A 20,953-nucleotide genomic window follows, 5' to 3' on the forward strand; every position below is an offset into this window, starting at 1 on the left:
AGCACCGGGGGACCACCCCGGCAACAGGGTTTCCGGGGCGGCTCAGCGCTCCTTGAGGGCCTGCTGGATCGTCCGCATGACCTCGTCCAGGGGGGCGTCCGTACGCGCCACCGCGACCAGCACCTCGCCCTGCGTCTCCACCGACGCGGCCGGCGGCTGCGCGGGCTCGGCGCCCGCCGTGCGGCCCGCGCCGATGCCCGTGCCGAAGGTGTCGCGCACGATGGCGAAGGCCTGGTCGAGCTGCGCCTCCACATCGCCCTGCCCGTCCGCCCGCAGCCAGCGGCGCAGTACGTGGTTGTGCGCGGTGACGACGGCGGACGCGGCGACTTCCGCCAGCAACGGGTCGTCGTTGCCGGGGTGCTGGTCGCGCTCGTCGAAGTGGCCCAGCAGATAGCGCGTGAACAGCCGCTCGTAGCGGGCCACCGAGGCGATCTCCGCCTGGCGCAGGGTGGGCACCTCGCGGGTCAGCTTGTAACGGGCCACGGAGACCGCGGGCTTGGCCGCGTACATCCGCATGACTTCCTTGATGCCCCGGCACACCGTGTCGAGCGGGTGCTCGTGCGCGGGGGCCGCGTTGAGGACGGCCTCGGCCCGTACGAGGGTGTCGTCGTGGTCCGGGAAGATGGCCTCTTCCTTGGAACGGAAGTGGCGGAAGAAGGTCCGCCGGGCCACACCCGCCGCGCCCGCGATCTCATCGACCGTGGTCGCTTCGTACCCCTTCGTCGCGAAGAGTTCCATCGCCGCGGCGGCCAGCTCGCGGCGCATTTTGAGCCGCTGGGCGGCGGCTCGGGTGCCCGCGGCACTCTCCGGGACGTCGGGCGCGGCGGACACACGGGTGGACCTGGCGGGCTGGGACATGGTGTGAACGTACTGCATGGGGGCGGGAGAGCGCGCCTGCGGGGGCGGGCCGCCCGGAGGCCCGAGCAGCCCGCCCCAGCCGGCTCCCGCGTCAGCGCCGGGCATATTCGCGGAATCCGCGTCCCGTCTTGCGGCCGAGGCAGCCCGCGGCCACCAGGTGCTCCAGGAGCGGGGCGGGCGCCAGGCCCGGGTCGCGGAACTCGTTGTGGAGCACCTTCTCGATGGCCAGCGAGACATCGAGCCCGACCACGTCGAGGAGCTCGAACGGGCCCATCGGGTAGCCGCCGCCCAGCTTCATCGCGGCGTCGATGTCGTCGAGGGACGCGTAGTGCTCCTCGACCATCTTGATGGCGTTGTTGAGGTACGGGAACAGCAGCGCGTTCACGATGAAGCCCGCCCGGTCCCCGCAGTCCACCGGGTGCTTGCGGACCGTGTGGCACACCTCGTGGACCGTGGCGTGCACGTCGTCGGCGGTGAGCACCGTACGCACGACCTCGACCAGCTTCATCGCGGGCGCCGGGTTGAAGAAGTGCATCCCGACGACGTCCTCGGGCCGCCCGGTGGCCCGGGCGATCGCGACGACCGGCAGCGAGGAGGTCGTCGTGGCCAGCACCGCACCCGGCCGGCACACCTTGTCCAGCGTGGCGAACAGCTCCTGCTTGACCAGCAGGTCCTCGGCGACCGCCTCCACGGCCAGGTCCACCTCGGCGAACGCGTCCAGCGAGGCCGCCGCGGTGATTCTGGCCAGCGTCTCGTCCCGGGCCTGCTCGCTCAGCCGCCCCTTGGTGACCGACCGGCCCAGCGACTTGGCGATCCGGGCCTTGGTGAGGTCCGCCTTCTCCTGGCCGCGCGCGGCGAGCACCACGTCGTAACCGGCCTTGGCGAAGACCTCGGCGATCCCCGAGGCCATCGTCCCCGAGCCCGCGACGCCCACCGACCGCACGGTGCGCCCGGCGGCCTCCGCGCCGCGCGGCGCGGGCGTCAGCGCGTCCGGCACCACGGTCTGGCTGCCCGCCTCGGCGTAGGTGTAGAAGCCGCGGCCCGCCTTGCGGCCGGTCAGTCCGGCGGAGGCGAGCTGGCCCAGGATGGGCGCGGGGGCGTGCAGGCGGTCGTGCGAGGTGGAGTACATCGCCTCCAGGACCGTACGGGCCGTGTCGATGCCGATCAGGTCCAGCAGGGCCAGCGGACCCATCGGCAGGCCGCAGCCCAGCTTCATCGCGGCGTCGATGTCCTCACGGGTGGCGTAGTTCGCCTCGTACATCGCGGCGGCCTGGTTGAGGTAGCCGAACAGCAGGCCGTCCGCGACGAACCCCGGCCGGTCGCCGATGGCCACCGGCTCCTTGCCCAGCAGGCGCGCCAGCTGGGTGACCGCTTCGACGGCGGGCGGGGCCGTCAGCACCGAGGAGACCACCTCGACCAGCTTCATCGCCGGCGCCGGGTTGAAGAAGTGCAGTCCGAGCACCCGCTCGGGGCGCTGCGACTCGGCCGCGAGACGGGTCACCGACAGGGCGTTGGTGCCGGTCGCGAGGATCGTGGCGGGGGAGACGACCGCGTCGAGCTCCCGGAAGACCTGCTGCTTGATCTCGTACGACTCCGGCACGACCTCGATGACCAGCTCGGCGTCGGCGGCCGCCTGGAGGTCGGAGAACGTACGGAAGCGGGCGAGCGCGTCGCGCCGCTCCTCCTCGGTGATCCGCCCGCGCTCCACGGCGCGGGCGGTGGACGCCTCCAGCGAGGCGACGGCCCGGCGGGCGGCGGCCTCGTCGGTGTCGATGCCGATGACCTCGCGGCCGGAGCGGGCGAGGACCTCGGCGATTCCGGTGCCCATCGTGCCGAGGCCGACGACGGCAATGGTGGAGAGAGGGATGTCCATCACGGGACTCCAGGGATGAGTGACGACTGAGGGGACGCACGGGGCGCGCGCGGCGCACGGCGTGCGGGAGGTGCCTGTCGTGGTGTTCGAGCACCGGGCGTGATCCACGCCCGGGACCGGAAAGGAGCGACGGACCCTGTCCCGGGGCCACGTCTCGTACAGCTGCCGAACCGACAACACTCCGGGGCTGCGTCACCAGGCCATCGGAGCGACGGGAGGGGATCCCGCTCAACTGAGCTTAACCAGCGAGTAACGAGCGCGCCAGCCCTGGCCAGTTGTGGTCCGTGCCACATTTCGGCACCCCACCAGTACGCACCGTGTCCGCCGATACGCTGACGGTCATGGACGACGAGGAGTTCCGTTCCCTGGCACACCGGCTGGCCGACGAGGCGGGGGAGTCGGCGGCCTACCGCTCCCTGCTCGCCACCGAGGACGAGGAGGAGCTGGCCCGGATGCTGGTCGAGCACGAACGCCCGCTGTGGGCCCGCGAGATCGCCGCCTTCCGCCTGGGCTGCGCAGGCGACCGGCGCGCCTTCGAACCCCTGGTGCTCCTCCTCAACCACCGCGACCCCGACCGCTGCGTCAGCGCCGCCCACGCCCTGACCCGCCTCGCCGACCCCCGCACCCCCCGCGCGGCCGCCGCCCTCGCCACCAACCCCCTGCGCACGGCCTACGCCCTCCACCCGGTCCGCCTCCTCACCGCCCTCCGGGCCCCGGAATCCGCCCCGGCGCTGATCGAGACCCTGTCCCGGCTGCTCGGCCCGGACGAACCGCACTGGCGCGTCGCCCTGGCGTGCGTGGAAGGCTTGGGTGCCCTGGGGGACGAGGCCGCCCGCCCGGTCCTGGAGGCCGCGCTGCCCCGGCCTCGGCTGGCGGATGCGGCGCGGGAGGCGCTCGGGCGGCTGGGGGAGGGGTGAGCGTGTGGTCCGGCTGGCGCACGACTGGTTCCGGTTGTGGGGTTTCTGTGTGCCCCCGTGCAACCTTCTTCACCACTCTTGAGTCACCCATGGAAGTGACAGAAGCGGGAGCGACGTCAGGGCGCCCCCTGCGTCACTGACTGCTGCAGCTCGCCGTCGGCGTTCCGCGCCAGTGCGCGCACGGGAAAGGTCGGCAGGGCAACCCGCGCCCAGTGGCCACTGTAGAGATGGAGAACCGGGATGAGCACTGGCACCGACCCGATCGCCGACGTTGCAACAGTCATGAGCCCGTACGAGGAGCAGGTTTGGGCCTCGCTCAACGAGCATTGGCAGAACCGCAACAACCGCCGAGGTCTGCCGAACTGGGCGAGCACCGCGATCGGTCGTACGGGCGAGGCCACGGGCAATGCGGTGAGACGGGTCAAGGAGGCTGTGCCGGAGGCGGTCTCCGAACCCATCCGTCGGGCGGGTGGTGCGGTCGCCGACAAGGCCTTGGGCCCGGCGCTCGCGGGTGCGGCGTCGCTGGTCGAGTTGGTCAACGAATCGGCTCTGGAGCTCAACGACCCCAAGAACGTGGAGAAGATCGCCCGCAAGCGAGGCCTTGAGCTCGACAGCTTCACCGAACTGCGCCGCCAGGATCTGAAGTTCTGCGATCGACTGCTGACCCGCAATACTCTGAAGTGGCGGGCCACCGGTGCGATAGAGGGCGGGGCCATGGGCGCGCTGGCCATGGTCCCGGTCGCCGGCATCCCCGTCGCGATGACCGCGGACATCCTCGTTCTGCAAGTCATGAGCACGTCGATCGCAGCACGCATCGCGTACTCCTACGGCTACGACGCCAAGGACCCCGACGAGCAGGACTTCATCCAGCGCCTGGTGCAGCGTTCCTTCATGGCTCAGGCGGCCAAGGCAGGGCCGCTGCGTGACACCGCGCGGGCGGCGGAGGCGCTCAAGGGGCGGGTGAACTGGTCCAACAAGCTCCGTCAGGACCACAGACTCGTTGCCGCGCTTGAGAAGTTGATGCAGCAGATGGGCCCGTCCGGAGCCAGGGTGCCGGTCAAGAACGTCGCCAAGGTTGTGCCGTTGGTGGGCGTCCTGATAGGCGCCGGGATGAATTCCGCGGTCCTTGGCAGGGTGGCCGCCGACGCCCAGCGGTACTGCCAGACGCGGTTCTTGTGCGACAAGTACGGGATGCCGCTGCCGACGGCGTTGGCGACCGAGCCGAGTGACGCTCCTGAGGCCGACGCCAAGTAGGTGACGAGCCTGGTGAGGCGTTGATGCCGTCGGAGCCGGGGGTGCCTCCAGGTCGCAGCAGCGGTGAAGTCAGCTTTCTGAAAAGGACACGGTCCATCCGGACGGCAGGAGGTTGGTGCTGGCGTTGGCCAGAGCCGGACGCACCATGTGCTAGGCATGACGTCATGCATTCTCCGGCTCCCATGCCCGACATGGACCTCACCGATGCGCAGTGGCGGCTTCTCGCCCAACTGGCAGTCGCCGCGCTGCCCGACCCGGGCAGCGGCGGTCGACAGCATGCACGGGCAGCGGCGGCACGCGGTCTTGATCCGGACCAGGTGTGCGTCGACGTGCCGGTCCTGGCCTGGCTGCGACTGCTGAAGCAGCGGGATGGCTGGCTGGTGGTCACGGAGCTTGGAGCAGCGGTTCACTACCGCCGTGTCGCTGAGGCATCCGAGTTGAGGTTGAGCGATGTGGCCCGCTTCGCCGAGTCCGGTGAAGCGGCGGCACCGCACTTCGCCCTGACCGTTCGGAGACTTGCTCAGGGCTCGATCTCGCTCGCAGAGGCACTAGGGCCTGTCTGACAAATGATCTCTGCGAAGCTGTGAGGCAGAGATCATTGGAGGGTCGATGGGCATCGAGCTTGAACTGCACTCCGGGAGGCCTCGCAAGGGTCCGTCTCGGACGACGTTGCTTCGTGGGTCCTACGCACACGGCGACGCGCTGGCGCGTGCGCTGAGTGCGCTCGACCGCCACGGGCCCGGCAAGTTGGGCTGGGTTGACCCGTACGGGGACACCATGTTCAACGAGCAGGAGGCCGAAGTCGCTCGTCAGGAGGTTGCTGTCCTGGTGCGCAACTGCTCAGACGAGGGGCAGCGGGCGGCCCTCCTCGACCTGGGTGTGCTCCTGGAAGCGTGTGCGGCAACGCCGGGCAGCTACCTGTGGTTCATGGGCGACTGAGGTCGGTCGATAATTGATCTTGTGACGGGTCGAGGTGAGCTGACGGATGCGGCGTGGGAGCGGATAGAACCGCTGTTGCCGCAGGTGGACGGGCGTGGCCGTCCGTGGCGTGACCACCGTCAGGTGGTCAACGGGGTTCTATGGCGCCTGCGGACCGGGGCCCCGTGGCGTGACCTCCCCGACCGGTACGGGCCGTGGCAGACCGTCTACGAGCGTTTCGCCCGCTGGGAGTCCGATGGGACCTGGGCGAAGCTGCTGGAGCATGTCCAGGTCCGCGACGACGCGGTGGGCCGAGTGGAATGGAGCGTCTCGATCGACTCCACCATCAACCGGGCCCACCAGCACGCCGCCGGCGCCCGCAAAAAGGGGACACGGACGGGGACGAACCGGAAGATCGGGGCCGCGCGCAGGCGCGCCAGGCCCTCGGCCGCTCCCGGGGAGGGCTGACCACCAAAGTCCACCTCGCCGTCGACGGCCGGGGCCTTCCTCTGTCGATCGTGCTCACGCCCGGCAACGTCAACGACGCCACCGCCTTCGGCCAGGTCCTCGCCGGGATCCGCGTCCCGCGCGCCGCAGAAGGGCGCCCGCGCACAACACCCGAACGCGTGCTGGGCGACAAGGCGTACTCCAGCAGGGCGATCCGCCACCTACTGCGGCGTCGGAGCATCGTCGCCACGATCCCCGAGCGCCGCGACCAGGCGGCCAACCGCCGACGGCGCGGGACCCTCGGCGGCCGGCCACCCGCATTCGACAAGGCCATCTACCGCGACCGCAACGTAGTCGAACGATGCTTCGCCCGCCTCAAGCAGTTCCGCTCGATCGCGACCAGGTTCGACAAACTCGCCGACCGCTACCGAGCCGGAGTCGTCCTGGCATGCCTGATCCTCTGGCTCCGCGAACCCGCTCGGTGATCATTTGTCAGACAGGCTCTAGGTCGCGCGTCGCGCCCGGCCTGAGCACCAGAGGTCAGCAGATGACGTCCGCCTCCGTGAAAAGCCCTCCCTCTGGTCGGTGTCGCGGCTTGCGGGCGAATGCCGATGCGAGTGTCACCCCCTCGGCGGCGAGCTCTGCGCACGTGACGACTTCGCCCGCGAGGATCTCTGTGAGCAGAGTGTTCTGCGCGGGCGCCAGATCGGTGAGGCGACGCAGAACACAGAGCAGTTCGATCAGTTCTGTCGTCCACTCCGGCGGCCAGCTGTCGACGTGGATGTCGTCCAGAGGGCTTGTCTTCTTGCTTGTCGGCTTTGCCTTGCGGTAGCCGAACCATTTGTTCAGGATCCGCATTCCGCCCACGTGATGGGCCCAGACGGCCTCCGGCACCGGTGCGAAGGTGCCTTCACCCACGTTCAGGGTTTGGGTGTCGGGGTCGTATGACATCGCGTTCGGGACGGTGCCGCCGATGTGGGTCAGGTAGCGGACCTGCCGCTCGTCGCCGGACGGGAATCCGATGTCACCGGCAGGGCGGCCGGCGTCGGAGTCGGCGAAGCGTTCGCCGTACGTCGATGCCCAAAGGATTTCGGCGCCCAGAGCCGTGGCCCTGTCCCACAGTTCCGCGTCACGGGTGAGCGGCACGCGTACGCCGGGAGTGAGCAGGTCCTCCGCGAAGTGTCCGGTGAAGGCACTGTGCCCGGTGACGGCGACGGTGTAGGCGGCGAGATCGAACACGGTCACCGGATCGCCGCCGAGGGCGCGTGTGAGGTGGCGCAGGAGCCCTGCCGAGGCATTGGGCGACCCGTCGGGGTGCAGCACCGGCATGACACGGCCACCCCGGCCGTTGAAGTGGTCTGTATCGGGTAACAGATGCGTCGCCACGACGGCCGGGCCTGAGTCGATCTCGTGCGACGACTGCTGGTTCAGGAAAATCTGGCCGTTGCGGATCGCAGCCCACAAATCTGGGCGAGGCCGATCGAGGACGCGGCCGTCCGCGATCAGCCACTGCCTGTCGAAACTGCGCAGCGCGATTCGCACTGTCTCGGGACGGGTGTGTGTTTCCTCGCCGACAGGGCGGGAGTGCACAGTGTGACCGAAAAGCGGCTGCCTGCTCTCGCCGAGCGTACGGTCCGGGGTCTCTTTGAACAGTGTGGATTTGGCCTCTGGGTCGTGTTCCCGGATCAGCGTTGCCCAACGGCGGCGCAGGGTCTCCTTCGACGGGCTGCTGACCCAGGACCGGTTCGCCTTGACACCGGGGCTGCCCCATGGGAAGAGCTCGTCCAGAGCGGGAAACTCCTCCCAGCCCGACTGCGTCGCCGGTGTGAAGGGGCGGCTTCCTGCTGGATGGGTGTCCCTCCATCCGTCGTCGTCCAGTCGGATATCGCGCAGTTGCCGGAACTTCTCGTCACGACTGCCCGATACGGAGCGGTAGTGCACGCGGGCAGCATGATCCGTGCCGCGTGCACCTTCGGCTCTACGGACGAAGACGCAGATGGCCAGTGGCTGAGCGACACCGGGGAAGGGGCGGCTGGCAACCTCGGCCCGCTGGCCCTCCGGGGAGAGGTTGATGACCCATCCCTCGTCGCACGTGCGGCGCAGATAATGCCGCATACCTCGCCCTCCGGGACCCGTCGTCCAGCCGGACGGGGTGATGAAGCAGACGACCCCGTGCCTGTCGTCCTCGTGCGCGTCGAACACCTTCCAGGTCGCCCAGCGCCAGAAGTAGACGTACATGTTCTTGAGGACGTGCTCATAGCGGCCGTTGCCCGCGAGCCTGAAATCGTCGAGCAAGGGTGATTCCCGGCTGCCGTTGCGCTTCTCCACCCAACCGCCGCGGTTCTCCGCTTTGTCGTCGTACGGCGGGTTCCCGATCACCACGTTCACCGGGATGTTCGCCTTGACGTGATTGGCCCGCCGCCGGGATGCGGACAGCGCGTCGTACACGTACAACTGCTCGCCCTCGACGAAGGGATTGTCGAGCGTGTCGGTCACGAACAGGTTGAGCCCGTCCTGGGGCACAGGCGTTCCGTAGCGCTTCAACAGGTCCGAGGTCCGGAGCTCGGCGACGGCGAACGGACCCATCTGAAGCTCGAAGCCGTAAAGGCGTTCAGCGAGCCGGGCGATGGCGTCGGGGGCCATCGCCGGGCCGAAGCTGTCGGCCGCCCGCTCCGCCACCCGCTCGATGACTGTGTGCAGGTAGGTGCCCGTACCCATGGCCGGATCCACGATGCGTACGTCGTCCTCACCGAAGCCGGTCCGCTGTCCGAGGCGGGTCCGCAGCACGTCGTCGGCGAGGCGGACCATCTCCTCCACGATCTCGTGCGGGGTGTAGTAGGAGCCGCTCTTCTGTCGCAGCGCGGGGTCGTACACAGTCAGGAAGTGTTCGTACAGATGGAGGTACGCATCCCGGTTACCGGCCCGGATGGCGGGCCAGTCCACACCTGTGATCGTGCGCTGCAGCAGTTCGAGCGTCACCCGGAAGCGGTCGTTGACGTTGTCGGTCAGCAGTTGCAGCGCCCTGCCCATGAGGGCGTGGTCGGCGTTCAGACTGCGGCCGATGTCATGCAGTCCGGCTTCCGGAACGAGGATGTTCTCGGAGCGCGCGAGCAGGAGCGCGAAGGTCACCGCCTGGGCGTAACCGTCCGCGAACGTGGCGTCGTCGGCGCTGGGAAAGAGCAGTCTGCGCCATTCGTTCTTGAGGCCGGTGAAGGGCCTGGCCCGCGGGTCGTCATCCGCGGCGGACGACTTCCGTTCGACTGCCAGCTGCTCCACGACCGCGGACCGCAGGAGCCTGCACAGAGGCGCGATGTGCTGAACGAGGCGGGAGACGTTGGAGATCGCCGGTGGTTTCCAGTTGAGAAACATCTTGAGCAATGCGTCGAACGCCGCCGGATCTGCCGGGGTCAAGGCCGAGCCCGCGCTCTTCAACGCACCGCTGAACCAGACCGTCTCTCCGACCTGGTGCCCATCGCGGAACAGCCGCCACTCGGTTCCGTTCGAGTAGAGCACGTTGGGGAGATTCCGCAGCTTCTCCCACTGCTCCGTGTTGGTCTTACCGAACGTACTGGGGTCCACGGAGAGGCCGGGCCGCTTGAGCTCGATGTAGCCCGTCAGCTCACCGCCGGCCCGCACCGCGTAGTCCGGCCGGACGCCCAGGTCCGGGAGCGAGTACTCGTCGTGCCAGCTGACCTCGTGCTGATGATGCCGCTCACCGACGACCTTGAGCAGAGCTTCGAGCGGACCGCGGATCGACGCTTCGCCACTGCCGCCGCCCGACAGTTTGATCTTGGCCGTCCGACCGAACTCCGACACAGCAGAAACAAGCCAGCCGTACAGCCCCTCTGACATATGCCCCCCACGGGTCGAGTCAGACGATGTGATCCCCGTAACGCATGGTCAGGCGTGGGCGACGGACTGTCAACGGGGCGGTTGGCCGTCGCCGGTGTGGACGAACCCGGCGTGCGGAAGCCCGCGCGCTCGTAGAAGCGGCGGGCCGGGGCGTTCTCCTTCAGCACCCACAGGACGAGGTCCGGGTGACCGGCCGCGGTGGCGCGAGCGAGGACCTCGGTCATCAGGGCCCGGCCCACGCCCGTCCCGGTCTGTTCCGGGAGTACGTAGAGTAGGCGCTCTGCCAGCCGCGCACCCGGACCGTCGCGACGGCTTCGCAGTCCGCGAGCGTCATGTCGCGGCCATACGGGGTGGGGGCGTGCGCGGGGGCCGGTTGATCGATCACGCGGCCATCCTTGCGCACGCCCCCGGGGAAGGCGCCGCCTTTTCTCAGCCCCGGAACCCCAGCAGCCCATGCAGTGTGCTGCCCGTGTCCGGGCGTAGCGCCGGGCGGGCCGACTTGGCGGGGTCCGGTTTCGGGTCGGGGGTCTTCGCGCACACCGCGTCGGCCTCGCCTCGGCCGGCGCGGGGGACCGTGCCCTTGGCCAGATAGTCTGTCAGGTAGCGGTCCAGGCAGGCGTTGCCGCTCAGGGTGACGCCGTGGTTGCCGCCGCCCTGTTCGACCACCAGGCGGGAGCCGCGCAGCTTGCGGTGCAGGGTGACTCCGCCCTCGTACGGGGTGGCCGCGTCGTCCGTCGCCTGGAAGAGCAGGACCGGGGGCAGGGCGTGGTTCGAGACCCGCACCGGGTTCAGGGGTTCCACCGGCCAGTCGGCGCACGGGGCGTTGTACCAGGTGTTGCCCCAGGCCATGAACGGGGCCTTCGCGTGCACCCGCCAGGTGTCGTTGCGCCAGGTGTTCCAGTCGCGCGGCCAGTCGGCGTCCCGGCACTGGACGGCCGTGTAGACCGAGTAGCCGTTGTCGCCGTCCGCGTCCACCGCGCCGAACCGTTCGAACGCCGCGACGAGCGGCTTCTCGTCCTTGTCGTTGACGTACGCGGCGAACGCCTCGGCCAGCACCGGCCAGTAGCCGTTGTAGTAGCCGCCCGGCAGGAAGGTGTCGTCCAGTTCGCCCGCGCCGACCTTCTTGCCCGCCGGGCGCTTCTTCACCGCGTCCCGCATCCGGTACCAGGCGGCCTCGACCTTCGCCGGGTCACCGCCCAGGTGGTACGTGGCGTCGTACTTCGCGACCCAGGCGGCGAACGCCTTGTGCCGGGTGTCGAACGCGTAGTCCTGGGTGAGGTTGTCCTCGTACCAGACGCCCTCGGGGTCCACGTTCGAGTCGAGGACCAGCCGCCGGACGCGGTCCGGGAAGAGCTTCGCGTACACCGTGCCGAGGTAGGTGCCGTAGGAGTAGCCGAAGTAGTTCAGCTGCCGCGCCCCGGTCGCGCGCCGGATCACGTCCAGGTCCTTGGCCGCGCTCACCGTGTCCATGTACGGGAGCAGGTCCGGGTGCTTCTCGCCGCAGGCCGCCGCGAAGTCACGGGCGCGGTTGCGGTTGACCCGCTCGCCGCCGAGGGACTGCGGTACCGGGTCGGGCCTGACCGGGTCGAAGTACCCGGGCAGGCAGTCCAGGGCCGGGCGGCTCTTCCCGACGCCGCGCGGGTCGAAACCGATCACGTCGTACTGCGAGGCGACCGCCTTCGGCAGCGAGGCGGCGACGAATGGGGCCATCGACAGGCCGCTGCCGCCGGGCCCGCCCGGGTTCACCAGCAGCGGGCCCTGGAAGGTCTTCGAGGTGTGCGGCACGCGCGTCAGGGCCAGGGTGACCTGGCGGCCCGCCGGGTCGTCGTGGTCGAGCGGGGAGCGCACCGTCGCGCACTGGAGGGTCGGGGAGGACTTCGTACCGCAGTCCTTCCAGGCGAGCGGTGCGGCACGCGGCGTCGGGGTGTCCGCCGTGGCCGGCGCGGCGGTCACCAGACCGGCGACCGTCGCCCCGAGGGCGCACAGCAGTACTGAACGGTTCGTCATATGGCCTCCCGGGATGGGGGAACACGGCTGCGCGGTACGCAGCCCCCGCCGCATGTTCCCCGCAATCGGAGCCGGAAGGACCCGTTGTGGTAAGAGATGACCCGTTTGCGGGCCCGTGGGGGCGCCGCCCGCTCAGAGCAGGGTGAGCTGGGTGGGCTCCGAGCCGTCGAGCGGCGGATGCGGCTCGCGCCGGGGGAGCTTGCGCGCCGTGCCCCGGTGTGCGGGCCCGATGCCGTACTCGGCCGCCAGCTCGTGCACGTACCGGGTGATGCGGCGCTGGTACCAGGTCGGCGCGTAGGCGCCGTCCGCGTACAGCCGCTCGTAACGTCGTACGAGATGCGGGTGGTGGTGGCCCAGCCACTCCATGAACCACTCCCGGGCGCCGGGACGCAGATGCAGGACGAGCGGGGTCACCGACGTCGCGCCGGCGGCGGCGATCGCGCGGACGGTGGCCCGCAGCTGCTCGGGGCTGTCGCCGAGGTGCGGGATGACCGGCGCCATCAGCACCCCGCAGTCGATGCCCGCCTCGCTCAGCCTCCTTACGACGTCGAGGCGGCGCTCCGGCGAGGGCGTGCCGGGCTCCACGGTCCGCCACAGCTCCGGGTCGGTGAAGCCCACCGAGACCGAGACGCCGACCTCGGTGACCTCGGCGGCCTGCCGCAGCAGCTCCAGGTCGCGCAGGATCAGCGTGCCCTTCGTCAGGATCGAGAACGGGTTCGCGTGGTCGCGCAGGGCGGTCAGGATGCCGGGCATCAGCCGGTAGCGGCCCTCCGCCCGCTGGTAGCAGTCGACGTTGGTGCCCATCGCGATGTGCGCCCCGTGCCAGCGCGGCGAGGCGATCTCGCGGCGGACCAGCTCCGGGGCGTTGACCTTGACGACGATCTGCGACTCGAAGCCGAGCCCGGTGTCGAGGTCGAGATAGCTGTGGGTCTTGCGGGCGAAGCAGTAGACGCAGGCGTGCGTGCAGCCCCGGTACGGATTCACGGTCCATTCGAACGGCATCCGGGAGGCGCCGGGCACCCGGTTCACGATCGAACGGGCCCGGATCTCGTGGAAGGTGATGCCCCGGAATTCGGGGGTGTCGAAGGTGCGGGTGGTCACCGCGTCGGCGGCGAAGAGCGCACCCGTACCCCTCGTGGGGTGGTTGGCGTTGTCTTCAGCCAGATTGTCCCAGCGCATGGACGCCTCCTCGGTAGTTCTGGACCGAGAATAGAACACTTGTTCCCATGATCGTTTTTTCCCCTTCGTCCCGGCCCGGATTTTGAGCCCGACACGCGAGGTGGTTGGCTCAGCACACCCCGAAGAACCGAGTGCTGGAGGAGCAGGCATGGCGCAGGTCGAAGCCACGACGGAGCGGATCATCGCGGCGGACGCGGAGGCGGTGTTCGACGCGCTGGCCGACTACAAGGACGTCCGCGGCAAGGTGCTCCCCGCCCACTACAGCGAGTACGAGGTGCGCGAGGGCGGCGACGGCGAGGGCACCCTCGTCCACTGGAAGCTCCAGGCCACCAGCAAGCGGGTGCGCGACTGCCTCCTGGAGGTCACCGAGCCGACCGACGGCCAGCTCGTGGAGACGGACCGGAACTCCTCGATGGTCACCACCTGGACCGTCACCCCGGCCGGTGAGGGCAGGTCCAAGGCCGTCGTCACGACCGTGTGGAACGGCGCCGGGGGCATCGGCGGCTTCTTCGAGAAGACCTTCGCGCCCAAGGGCCTCGCCCGCATCTACGACGAGCTGCTGGCCAACCTCGCCGCCGAGATCGAGAACTGACCCCGCGTCGGCACCGCCCGGCCTCACCGGTTCGGGTGGTCTTTGCGGCGGTGCGGTTGTGCGCCGTAGTGCCTCCCACCGGGGGATACGCCCCCTGAGTGCGCCGCCGGCGCCCCTCGTCGCGTTTGCCCTCACTTCTCGCGCGATGCGAGAAATGTGCGGCAGCGCGACGAGGGGAGCGGCACGTGGTGGGTGGCATCACACTGTTGGAGGACGAGCCCGGCGGCCCGGGGGACGCCGAGGCGGCGCCCGCGCCCGCCCCGCCTCCGCGGCCGCCCGCCGTGGCGGAGACCGCCCCCGGTGGCACGTCCGACGGCACGGCGACGGACCCCCGCCGCATCCGGCTGGTCTTCGTCGGGCTGATGCTCACGCTCCTGCTCGCGGCGCTCGACCAGATGATCGTGGCCACCGCGCTCCCGAAGATCGTCGGCGAGCTGCACGGCCTGGAGAAGATGTCCTGGGCGGTCACCGCCTATCTGCTCGCCTCCACGATCGGACTGCCGGTCTACGGGAAGCTGGGCGACCTCTTCGGCCGCAAGGGCGTCTTCCAGTTCGCCATCGTCGTCTTCGTCGTCGGCTCCGCGCTGGCCGGCTGGTCCCGCACCATGGACCAGCTCATCGCCTTCCGGGCGATCCAGGGCATTGGCGGCGGCGGGCTGATGATCGGTGTGCAGGCGATCATCGCGGACGTGGTCCCGCCCCGCGAGCGCGGCCGGTTCATGGGCCTCATCGGCGCCGCCTTCGGCCTCGCCTCGGTGGCCGGTCCGCTGCTCGGCGGCTTCTTCACGGACCACGCCTCCTGGCGCTGGTGCTTCTACATCAACGTGCCGTTCGGCCTGATCACCCTCGCCGTGATCACCGTCGTCCTCAAGCTTCCCCGGCCCACCGTCCGCCCCCGGCTCGACATCCTCGGCGCCGCGCTCCTCGCCGCGGCGTCCACGTGCCTGGTGCTGCTGACCAGCTGGGGCGGCACCGAGTACGCCTGGGGCTCGGGCACCATCCTGGGGCTGGGCGCCGGAGCTGCCGGAACGACCCTGCTGTTCGTCCTCGTGGAGCGCCGCGCCGCCGAACCGATCATCCCGCTCCGGCTGTTCCGCGACTCGATCTTCAACGTGACCGCCCTGGTCGGCGCGGTCGTCGGCGTGGCACTGTTCGGCGCGGCCAGTTATCTGCCGAGCTTCCTGCAGATGGTCGACGGGGCCACCGCCACCGAGTCCGGTCTGCTGATGCTCCCCATGATGGGCGGTGTCGTCGGCGCCTCCGTGATCTCGGGCCAGCTCATCTCCCGCACCGGGCGCTACCGCGTCTACCCGATCGCGGGCAGCGCGATCTCGGCGGTGGGCATGTATCTGCTGTCCCGGCTGGAGACCGACACCCCGCGCTTCGAGTACAGCATCGCGCAGGCGGTCCTCGGCCTCGGGATCGGGCTGATCATGCCGGTCCTGGTCCTCGCCGTGCAGAACTCCGTGCGCCCCGCCGACCTGGGCACCGCCACCAGCGCCAACAACTACTTCCGGCAGATCGGCGGCAGCGTCGGCGCCGCCGTCTTCGGCACCCTGTTCGCCGGACGGCTCGCCGACGCGCTCGCCGTCCGGCTGCCCTCCGGGGCGGACCTCCCCGACCCGGAGTCGATCAGCCCGCAGCTGGTCCACGCGATGGAGCCCGCACTGCGGGACGCCTACATCCAGGCGTACGCCGACGCGATGCCCCGGATCTTCCTCTACCTCGTGCCGGTCCTCGTGCTCGGCCTGTTCTTCGCCTTCTTCCTCAAGGAGAAACCGCTGGTGTCCCACAGCCCCGAAACCACCGCAGGCCCCGAAGCCACCACCGAGTACACCCCGATCCCCTCCGCCCGCACCGACGCCGCCGTCCCGTCCGCCGGCTACCTCTCCGGCGTCCCGGTCTCCGGCAGCGTCCAGCACTCCGACGGTACGAAGGTGCCGCGCGCCGCCCTCACCCTCATCGACGTCCAGGGCCAGCAGGTCGGCCGGGGCGCCAGCGGCGAGGAGGGGCGGTACGCGCTCAGCGTGCCGGGCGCCGGTTCGTACGTCCTGATCGCCGCCGCCGGGGGCCACCAGCCGCAGGCCGTCAGCGTCACCGTCGGCGAACGCCCGGTCGAGCTGGACGTGGTGCTCGGCGGCGCCGGCCGGCTCGCAGGCACCGTCGTCACCGCCGACGGGGCGCCCGTGCGCGACGCGGCCGTCACGCTCACCGACGTACGCGGCGAGGTCGTCGCCTCCACGCGCAGCGGTCGCGAGGGCGGCTACGTGATCGGCGAACTGGTCGCGGGGGAATACACCCTCGCGGCCTCCGCCCCGGCCTTCCGGCCCGCCGCGCTCCCCGTCAGCGTGCAGGCGGCCCGGGAGACCCGGCAGGACATCGAACTCGCCGGGGGCGCCGTGCTGCGCGGGATCGTCCGGGCCACCGCCGGGCGGCCCGTCGAGGACGCCCGGGTCACGCTCCTGGACGCGGCGGGCAACGTGGTGGACACCGTGACCACCGGCCCGGACGGCGCGTTCCGCTTCGTGGACCTGTCCACCGGCGAGTACACCGTGATCGCGGCCGGGTACCCGCCCGTCGCCACGGTCCTCCAGGTCGCGGGCGGCGGACGCACCGAGCGCGACCTCCAGCTGGGGCACGAGGACTGAACACCCCCGGAGCCTTTCGGTGCGCCCCGGAGCGCGCGGGGCGCACCACCCTCGCGGGGGATTCCGCCGATGGCCCGCGGGCGCCGGTCGCATCCCCGTACCGTGGAGTCACGCGCCGCGGAATGCCGCGGTGAGGAAGGAGCCTTCCCCTCATGGACCTCGGTGTGCCGCCGCAGAGGACACCACTGACGGCCGACGGCACGGCCGGCCGCCTGCCGCTCGCCGTGGCCGTGGTCGACGCGGAGGGGCTGGTCTCGCACTGGTCGTCCGGGGCGAGAAGGCTCTTCGGCATCGCCCGTGCGGAGGCGGTCGGCTGCCCGGCCGGTGAACTCCTGCCCGTCTCCGGCGTGCTGGGGGTGAACGGTGCACCCGCGCGGTACGACGAGGGTCCCGCGCTCGACAGCTCGCTCAGCGGGGACTTCCCGTACCCCGCGTCGGGCCGGGCCCGGCTGGACGAGCCGGGGCACGGCCGGATCGACGTGCTGTGGTGGGCGTACCCGCTCGCCGGTCCCGGACCGGCGCGGCTCCTCGTGCTCGCCGCCGACTGCGCGCAGTTGCGTGACGTACAGGACGACCACCCCGCCCATACGGTCGCCCCCGGCTTCGCCCTGCACACCGACTTCCCCGGCCACGCCGAGCTGTCCGCGCGGCTGCCGGAGATCCTGCCGAACATGAGCGTCCAGGAAGCGACCGGCATCGTCGCCCAGGTGCTCGAACTGGGCTACCCCGTCCTGGAGTTCAGTCACCACGAACGCATCCCCGTCACCCCGGACTGGGGCGTGCCCAAGCGCGCCGGAGGGCTGCCGGCGCGCGAGGAGCGGTACGGCGCGGACGGGCGGGTGGTCCCGCAACGCGCCGTCCCCCGGCCCGAGTTGGACCTCGAATACGCGGCGGTCCGCGAACGGCTGGAATTCCTCAACGAGGTGAGCGGCCGCATCGGCACCTCGCTCGACCTGGAACGCACCATCCGCGAGGTCACCAGCGCCGCCGTCCCCCGCTTCAGCGACTTCGCCGGTACGCATCTGCGCGCCGCCGTCCTCGCCGGTGAGGGCTTCCCCGACGGGCCGCCCGACGTCACCACCATCTGGCACCGCGTCTGGGTCGAGCACAACGACGAACCGGGCCGCTGGGACGACACCGTGCCCGTCGGCGAGGCCATCGCCTTCCCCGAACACACCCCGTTCTTCCAGTGCATGGTCACCGGCGAGCCGGTCATCGTGCCCCACGTGAGCGAGGAGCTGAGCAACCGGATCTCCGGCGAGTTCGAGAAGCGGGACCTGCGCCCCCTGATCACCCACCGCTCGCTGCTCATCGTGCCGCTCAAGGCCCGCGACGTGGTCCTCGGCTTCATGGTCCTGATGCGCCGCCCCGGCCGCGAGCCCTTCGACGACATGGACCGCACCACCGGCGCCGAACTCGCCGCGCGGGCCGGGCTCGTCCTGGACAACGCCCGCATGTACACGTACCAGGAGAACGTCGCCGAGACGCTCCAGGACAGCATGCTGCCCAACGTCGAGCCCCGCATGGCCGGTTGCGACATCGCGACCCGCTATCTGCCGGGCACCCGGCTCGGCCGGATCGGCGGCGACTGGTTCGACTCGGTGAAGCTCCCCGGCTCGCGCACCGCGCTGGTCGTCGGCGATGTCATGGGCCACGGGCTCAACTCGGCCGCGATGATGGGCCAGTTGCGGACCGCGGTGCTGACCATGGCCACCATGGAGATGCCGCCCGCCCAGCTCCTGCGCAATCTGGACGACCTCGCCCAGCGCCTCGGCGAGCAGTACCTCGCGACCTGCCTGTACGCGGTCTACGACCCGATCGCGGGCGAGCTCCAGATCGCCAACGCCGGTCACATCCCGCCCGTGCTGGTCCGAGCCGAGGACGGCCGGGCCGAACTGCTCGACCTGCCGACCGGGGCGCCCATCGGCGTCGGCGGGGTCGCCTTCGAGACCGCCACCGTGCGGGTGCGCCCCGGGGACCGCCTCGTCCTGTGCACGGACGGGCTGGTCGAGGTGCGCGGCCAGGACATCGGGGCCGGGCTCGCCGCGCTCTGCGCCTCCGCCGCCCACCCCGCCGCGTCGATGGACGACGCTTGCGACACCATCATCCGCGCCCTGAACACCGGCGGCGGTCGCAAGGACGACGTCGCCCTGCTGATGGCCCGGCTCAACGGCATCGCGGACGAGGACGTCGCCGAGTGGCAGCTCGCCCTGGACCCCCGCGAGGTGTCCCGGGCCCGCCGCCTGGTGCGCGGCCAACTCCTCGACTGGGAGCTGCCCGACGCCGTGGAGGCGGCCGAGCTGATGGTCAGTGAGCTGGTCACCAACGCCTTCAAGCACGCCCGCACCCACCACATCGGGCTCCGTCTGGTCCGCACCGGCGCGCTGCTCTGCGAGGTGACCGACGACGAACCGGCCCCCGCGTCCCTCCTCGGTGTCACCGACGGCGACGAATTCGGCCGGGGCCTCATGGTGGTGAGCAGCCTCGCCCGGGAGTGGGGCACCAGCGGCACCGCGCGCGGCAAGACCGTCTGGTTCGAGCTGGCCCTGTCCCGCGTCCCACGCCCCCGGCCCAACCACCGCCGCTGACAGAGAGGTTGTGTCCGCACCCTTGCCCACGGGCCCCCTTGGGCAGTAGTCCCTGGCTGAGCAATATGAGCCTGCACGACGGGACTTGGGAGTACGCATGGGCGTGTCACAGCAATACCGCGAGGCGTGGGAAGGGTACTGGGCGGCCACCCCGGACGAACCGGGCGCGGCCATTTGGGACTCGGGCCCCGATCTGAGCGCCGTACCGCACAGCCGGCTGCTCCTCCCGCACGCCGACGCCACCCTGCCCGTCGTGGACCTCGGCTGCGGCAACGGCACGCAGACCCGGCACCTCGCCACCCTCTTCCCCCGCGCCCTCGGCGTGGATCTCTCGGAGGCGGCGATCGAGCACGCCCGGAAGGCGGACCCGGGGGAGACCGCCGCGTACGAGACGCTCGACCTCACCGACGCCGACGCCGTGCGCGCCCTGCACGAGCGCATCGGCGACACGAACGTCTACATGCGGGCGGTGATCCACCAGAGCGACCCGGAGGCCCGCCCGGCCGTCGCCGCCGCCGTCGCCACGCTCCTCGGCGCACGCGGCCGCGCCTTCGTCACCGAGCTGACCCCCGCCTCCAAGGACGTCCTGCAACGCGCCTCGCAGGGCCCGGACGGGCCGGGCCCGAAGCTGCGCCGGGTCTTCGCACACGGGCTGAAACCGGCGAGCGCCACCGACGAGGAGGTCCCGCGGCTGCTCGCGGCGGCCGGGCTGACCGTCCTGGACAGCGGCGACACGGTCCTGCCGCAGACCGAGAACCTGCCCGACGGCACCCGGATCGACCTGCCGGCGAGGTGGTTCGTGCTGGCCACGGGCTGACGCCGGACGCCGGGGGCGCTCCAGCCCCCGGCCCCGGCTTCCCCCCCGGCCTCAGCTCCCCGTGTCGTCCCGCAGCAGCGCCATCAGGGCCCGCGCCCCCGGGCTCAGCGCCCGCGCCTCGGGGAGCACCACGGCACTCTCGTAGAACGCCTCACCGGCGCCCTCCGGCCGCACCGCCACCAGTCCGCGCGCCTCGGGCTTGCGGGAGAAGTGGTGCGGCACGAGCGCGATGCCCAGCTGCTCGTGCACCAGCTCCAGCAGGCTGTGTACGTCGGTGACCTCCAGGGCCACCGTGCGCCGCACCCCGGCCGCCGCGAACGCCGCGTCGGCCGCGCGGCGCGGACCGAAGTCCGGGTGGAAGTCGATGAACGGCTCACCCGCCAGCTCCGCCCAGGCCGCCCGGTCCGCCGCCGCCAGCCGGTGCCCCGGCGCGCACAGCAGCACCATGGGCTCCCGGGCCAGCGGGACCAGCTCGCCGCGCCAGCCCGCCGGGTCCACCGTCGCGGCGAACGCGATGTCGAGCCGCCCGCCCGCCACCCCGTCGACCAGCCGTGCCGTGCCCTCCTGGCGCAGCCGGATCTCCATGTGCGGGTGGGCGTGGTGGAAGGCGGCGAGCAGCCGGGGCAGCCGCAGCCCGGCCACGCACTGCTCCACGCCCACCGACAGGGTCCCGCGCAGCAGCCCCCGTACCGCGTCGACGGCCTCCTTCGCGGCCCGCACCCCGGCCAGGGTGCGTTCCGCCTCGACCAGCAGGGCGCGACCCGCCTCGGTCAGCCGTACGCTGCGGGTGGTCCGGCTGAACAGCGGCGTCCGCAGCTCCTGCTCCAGCGCCCGTACGGAGGCGGAGAGCCCGGACTGCGAGACGGCGACCCGCTCCGCCGCGCGGGTGAAATGCCGCTCCTCGGCGACGGCCACGAAATGTTCCAGCTGACGCAACTCCATGATTGAGAACTCTAGGCCCTGAATCCAAGCGGAATCTCCTGTTGGACTACTGGATCGAAGT

Annotated in this window: 15 protein-coding genes and 1 pseudogene; 9 read left to right on the forward strand and 7 right to left on the reverse strand. The window is 71.0% G+C overall.

The window, feature by feature from the left end; genetic code table 11:
- Positions 1-42 precede the first annotated feature (42 nt).
- Both OHS17_RS28565 and OHS17_RS28570 read right to left on the reverse strand, forming a co-directional pair.
- Positions 43-858, reverse strand: coding sequence for a TetR family transcriptional regulator (locus OHS17_RS28565; RefSeq protein ID WP_026171159.1), 816 nt, complete (start codon positions 856-858; stop codon positions 43-45).
- 91 nt (positions 859-949) lie between these two features.
- Positions 950-2,731: a 3-hydroxyacyl-CoA dehydrogenase family protein gene (locus tag OHS17_RS28570; protein WP_330314461.1), complete on the reverse strand. Its 1,782-nt coding sequence runs from the start codon at positions 2,729-2,731 to the stop codon at positions 950-952.
- A 341-nt stretch (positions 2,732-3,072) separates the two neighbouring features.
- Between OHS17_RS28570 and OHS17_RS28575 the strand changes: the two genes are divergently transcribed.
- The 5 genes and pseudogenes from OHS17_RS28575 (at position 3,073) to OHS17_RS28595 (ending at position 6,774) form a co-directional block, all read left to right on the forward strand.
- Positions 3,073-3,648, forward strand: a complete 576-nt coding sequence (locus tag OHS17_RS28575) for a HEAT repeat domain-containing protein (RefSeq protein ID WP_330314462.1) — start codon at positions 3,073-3,075, stop codon at positions 3,646-3,648.
- 240 nt (positions 3,649-3,888) lie between these two features.
- Complete coding sequence (locus tag OHS17_RS28580; RefSeq protein WP_330314463.1) at positions 3,889-4,902, forward strand: EcsC family protein; 1,014 nt, start codon at positions 3,889-3,891, stop codon at positions 4,900-4,902.
- A gap of 191 nt (positions 4,903-5,093) precedes the next feature.
- The gene (locus OHS17_RS28585; protein ID WP_330314464.1) at positions 5,094-5,465 is read left to right on the forward strand and encodes a hypothetical protein; all 372 of its coding nucleotides are present in this window, start codon (positions 5,094-5,096) and stop codon (positions 5,463-5,465) included.
- 46 nt (positions 5,466-5,511) lie between these two features.
- Entirely contained in the window at positions 5,512-5,841 is a 330-nt protein-coding gene (locus OHS17_RS28590; RefSeq protein ID WP_129858186.1) for a hypothetical protein, read from the forward strand.
- 21 nt (positions 5,842-5,862) lie between these two features.
- A pseudogene (locus OHS17_RS28595) lies at positions 5,863-6,774 on the forward strand (IS5 family transposase).
- A 33-nt stretch (positions 6,775-6,807) separates the two neighbouring features.
- On the opposite strand, the gene OHS17_RS28600 reads toward OHS17_RS28595, so the two are convergent.
- From OHS17_RS28600 to OHS17_RS28615, 4 genes are all read right to left on the reverse strand, one after another.
- On the reverse strand, positions 6,808-9,999 hold the full coding sequence (locus OHS17_RS28600; protein WP_330315384.1) for a type ISP restriction/modification enzyme: 3,192 nt from the start codon (positions 9,997-9,999) through the stop codon (positions 6,808-6,810).
- On the reverse strand, positions 9,882-10,574 hold the full coding sequence (locus tag OHS17_RS28605) for a GNAT family N-acetyltransferase (protein WP_330314465.1): 693 nt from the start codon (positions 10,572-10,574) through the stop codon (positions 9,882-9,884). Before OHS17_RS28605 ends, OHS17_RS28600 begins: the two co-directional genes overlap by 118 nt.
- Positions 10,549-12,126 carry an alpha/beta hydrolase gene (locus OHS17_RS28610; protein ID WP_330314466.1) on the reverse strand — a complete coding sequence of 526 codons (1,578 nt, stop codon included), beginning with the start codon at positions 12,124-12,126 and terminating at the stop codon, positions 10,549-10,551. The genes OHS17_RS28605 and OHS17_RS28610 overlap by 26 nt, the downstream gene beginning before the upstream one ends.
- A 132-nt stretch (positions 12,127-12,258) precedes the next feature.
- On the reverse strand, positions 12,259-13,305 hold the full coding sequence (locus OHS17_RS28615) for an Rv2578c family radical SAM protein (protein ID WP_330314467.1): 1,047 nt from the start codon (positions 13,303-13,305) through the stop codon (positions 12,259-12,261).
- Between the two features lie 148 nt (positions 13,306-13,453).
- Between OHS17_RS28615 and OHS17_RS28620 the strand changes: the two genes are divergently transcribed.
- The 4 genes from OHS17_RS28620 to OHS17_RS28635 all read left to right on the forward strand — a co-directional run bounded on the left by OHS17_RS28620 (position 13,454) and on the right by OHS17_RS28635 (position 19,950).
- Positions 13,454-13,897, forward strand: coding sequence for an SRPBCC family protein (locus OHS17_RS28620; RefSeq protein WP_330314468.1), 444 nt, complete (start codon positions 13,454-13,456; stop codon positions 13,895-13,897).
- Positions 13,898-14,082: 185 nt separating this feature from the next.
- The gene (locus OHS17_RS28625) at positions 14,083-16,545 is read left to right on the forward strand and encodes an MFS transporter (RefSeq protein ID WP_330314469.1); all 2,463 of its coding nucleotides are present in this window, start codon (positions 14,083-14,085) and stop codon (positions 16,543-16,545) included.
- 152 nt (positions 16,546-16,697) lie between these two features.
- Positions 16,698-19,133, forward strand: coding sequence for an ATP-binding SpoIIE family protein phosphatase (locus tag OHS17_RS28630; protein ID WP_330314470.1), 2,436 nt, complete (start codon positions 16,698-16,700; stop codon positions 19,131-19,133).
- A 97-nt stretch (positions 19,134-19,230) separates the two neighbouring features.
- Complete coding sequence (locus OHS17_RS28635) at positions 19,231-19,950, forward strand: class I SAM-dependent methyltransferase (RefSeq protein ID WP_330314471.1); 720 nt, start codon at positions 19,231-19,233, stop codon at positions 19,948-19,950.
- Positions 19,951-20,001: 51 nt separating this feature from the next.
- Here OHS17_RS28635 and OHS17_RS28640 read toward each other — a convergent pair whose 3' ends face one another.
- Positions 20,002-20,892, reverse strand: coding sequence for a LysR family transcriptional regulator (locus OHS17_RS28640; RefSeq protein WP_330314472.1), 891 nt, complete (start codon positions 20,890-20,892; stop codon positions 20,002-20,004).
- Positions 20,893-20,953 lie beyond the last annotated feature (61 nt).

This window comes from Streptomyces sp. NBC_00523 (assembly GCF_036346615.1).
Classification (GTDB): Bacteria; Actinomycetota; Actinomycetes; order Streptomycetales; family Streptomycetaceae; genus Streptomyces.

Bases quoted from the DNA above. Each gene is read 5' to 3' on its own strand.
- OHS17_RS28565 (WP_026171159.1), bottom strand. From the start codon at position 858: ATGTCCCAGCCCGCCAGGTCCACCCGTGTGTCCGCCGCGCCCGACGTC.
- OHS17_RS28570 (WP_330314461.1), bottom strand. From the start codon at position 2,731: ATGGACATCCCTCTCTCCACCATTGCCGTCGTCGGCCTCGGCACGATG.
- OHS17_RS28575 (WP_330314462.1), top strand. From the start codon at position 3,073: ATGGACGACGAGGAGTTCCGTTCCCTGGCACACCGGCTGGCCGACGAG.
- OHS17_RS28580 (WP_330314463.1), top strand. From the start codon at position 3,889: ATGAGCACTGGCACCGACCCGATCGCCGACGTTGCAACAGTCATGAGC.
- OHS17_RS28585 (WP_330314464.1), top strand. From the start codon at position 5,094: ATGGACCTCACCGATGCGCAGTGGCGGCTTCTCGCCCAACTGGCAGTC.
- OHS17_RS28590 (WP_129858186.1), top strand. From the start codon at position 5,512: ATGGGCATCGAGCTTGAACTGCACTCCGGGAGGCCTCGCAAGGGTCCG.
- OHS17_RS28605 (WP_330314465.1), bottom strand. From the start codon at position 10,574: ATGGGCTGCTGGGGTTCCGGGGCTGAGAAAAGGCGGCGCCTTCCCCGG.
- OHS17_RS28610 (WP_330314466.1), bottom strand. From the start codon at position 12,126: ATGACGAACCGTTCAGTACTGCTGTGCGCCCTCGGGGCGACGGTCGCC.
- OHS17_RS28615 (WP_330314467.1), bottom strand. From the start codon at position 13,305: ATGCGCTGGGACAATCTGGCTGAAGACAACGCCAACCACCCCACGAGG.
- OHS17_RS28620 (WP_330314468.1), top strand. From the start codon at position 13,454: ATGGCGCAGGTCGAAGCCACGACGGAGCGGATCATCGCGGCGGACGCG.
- OHS17_RS28630 (WP_330314470.1), top strand. From the start codon at position 16,698: ATGGACCTCGGTGTGCCGCCGCAGAGGACACCACTGACGGCCGACGGC.
- OHS17_RS28635 (WP_330314471.1), top strand. From the start codon at position 19,231: ATGGGCGTGTCACAGCAATACCGCGAGGCGTGGGAAGGGTACTGGGCG.
- OHS17_RS28640 (WP_330314472.1), bottom strand. From the start codon at position 20,892: ATGGAGTTGCGTCAGCTGGAACATTTCGTGGCCGTCGCCGAGGAGCGG.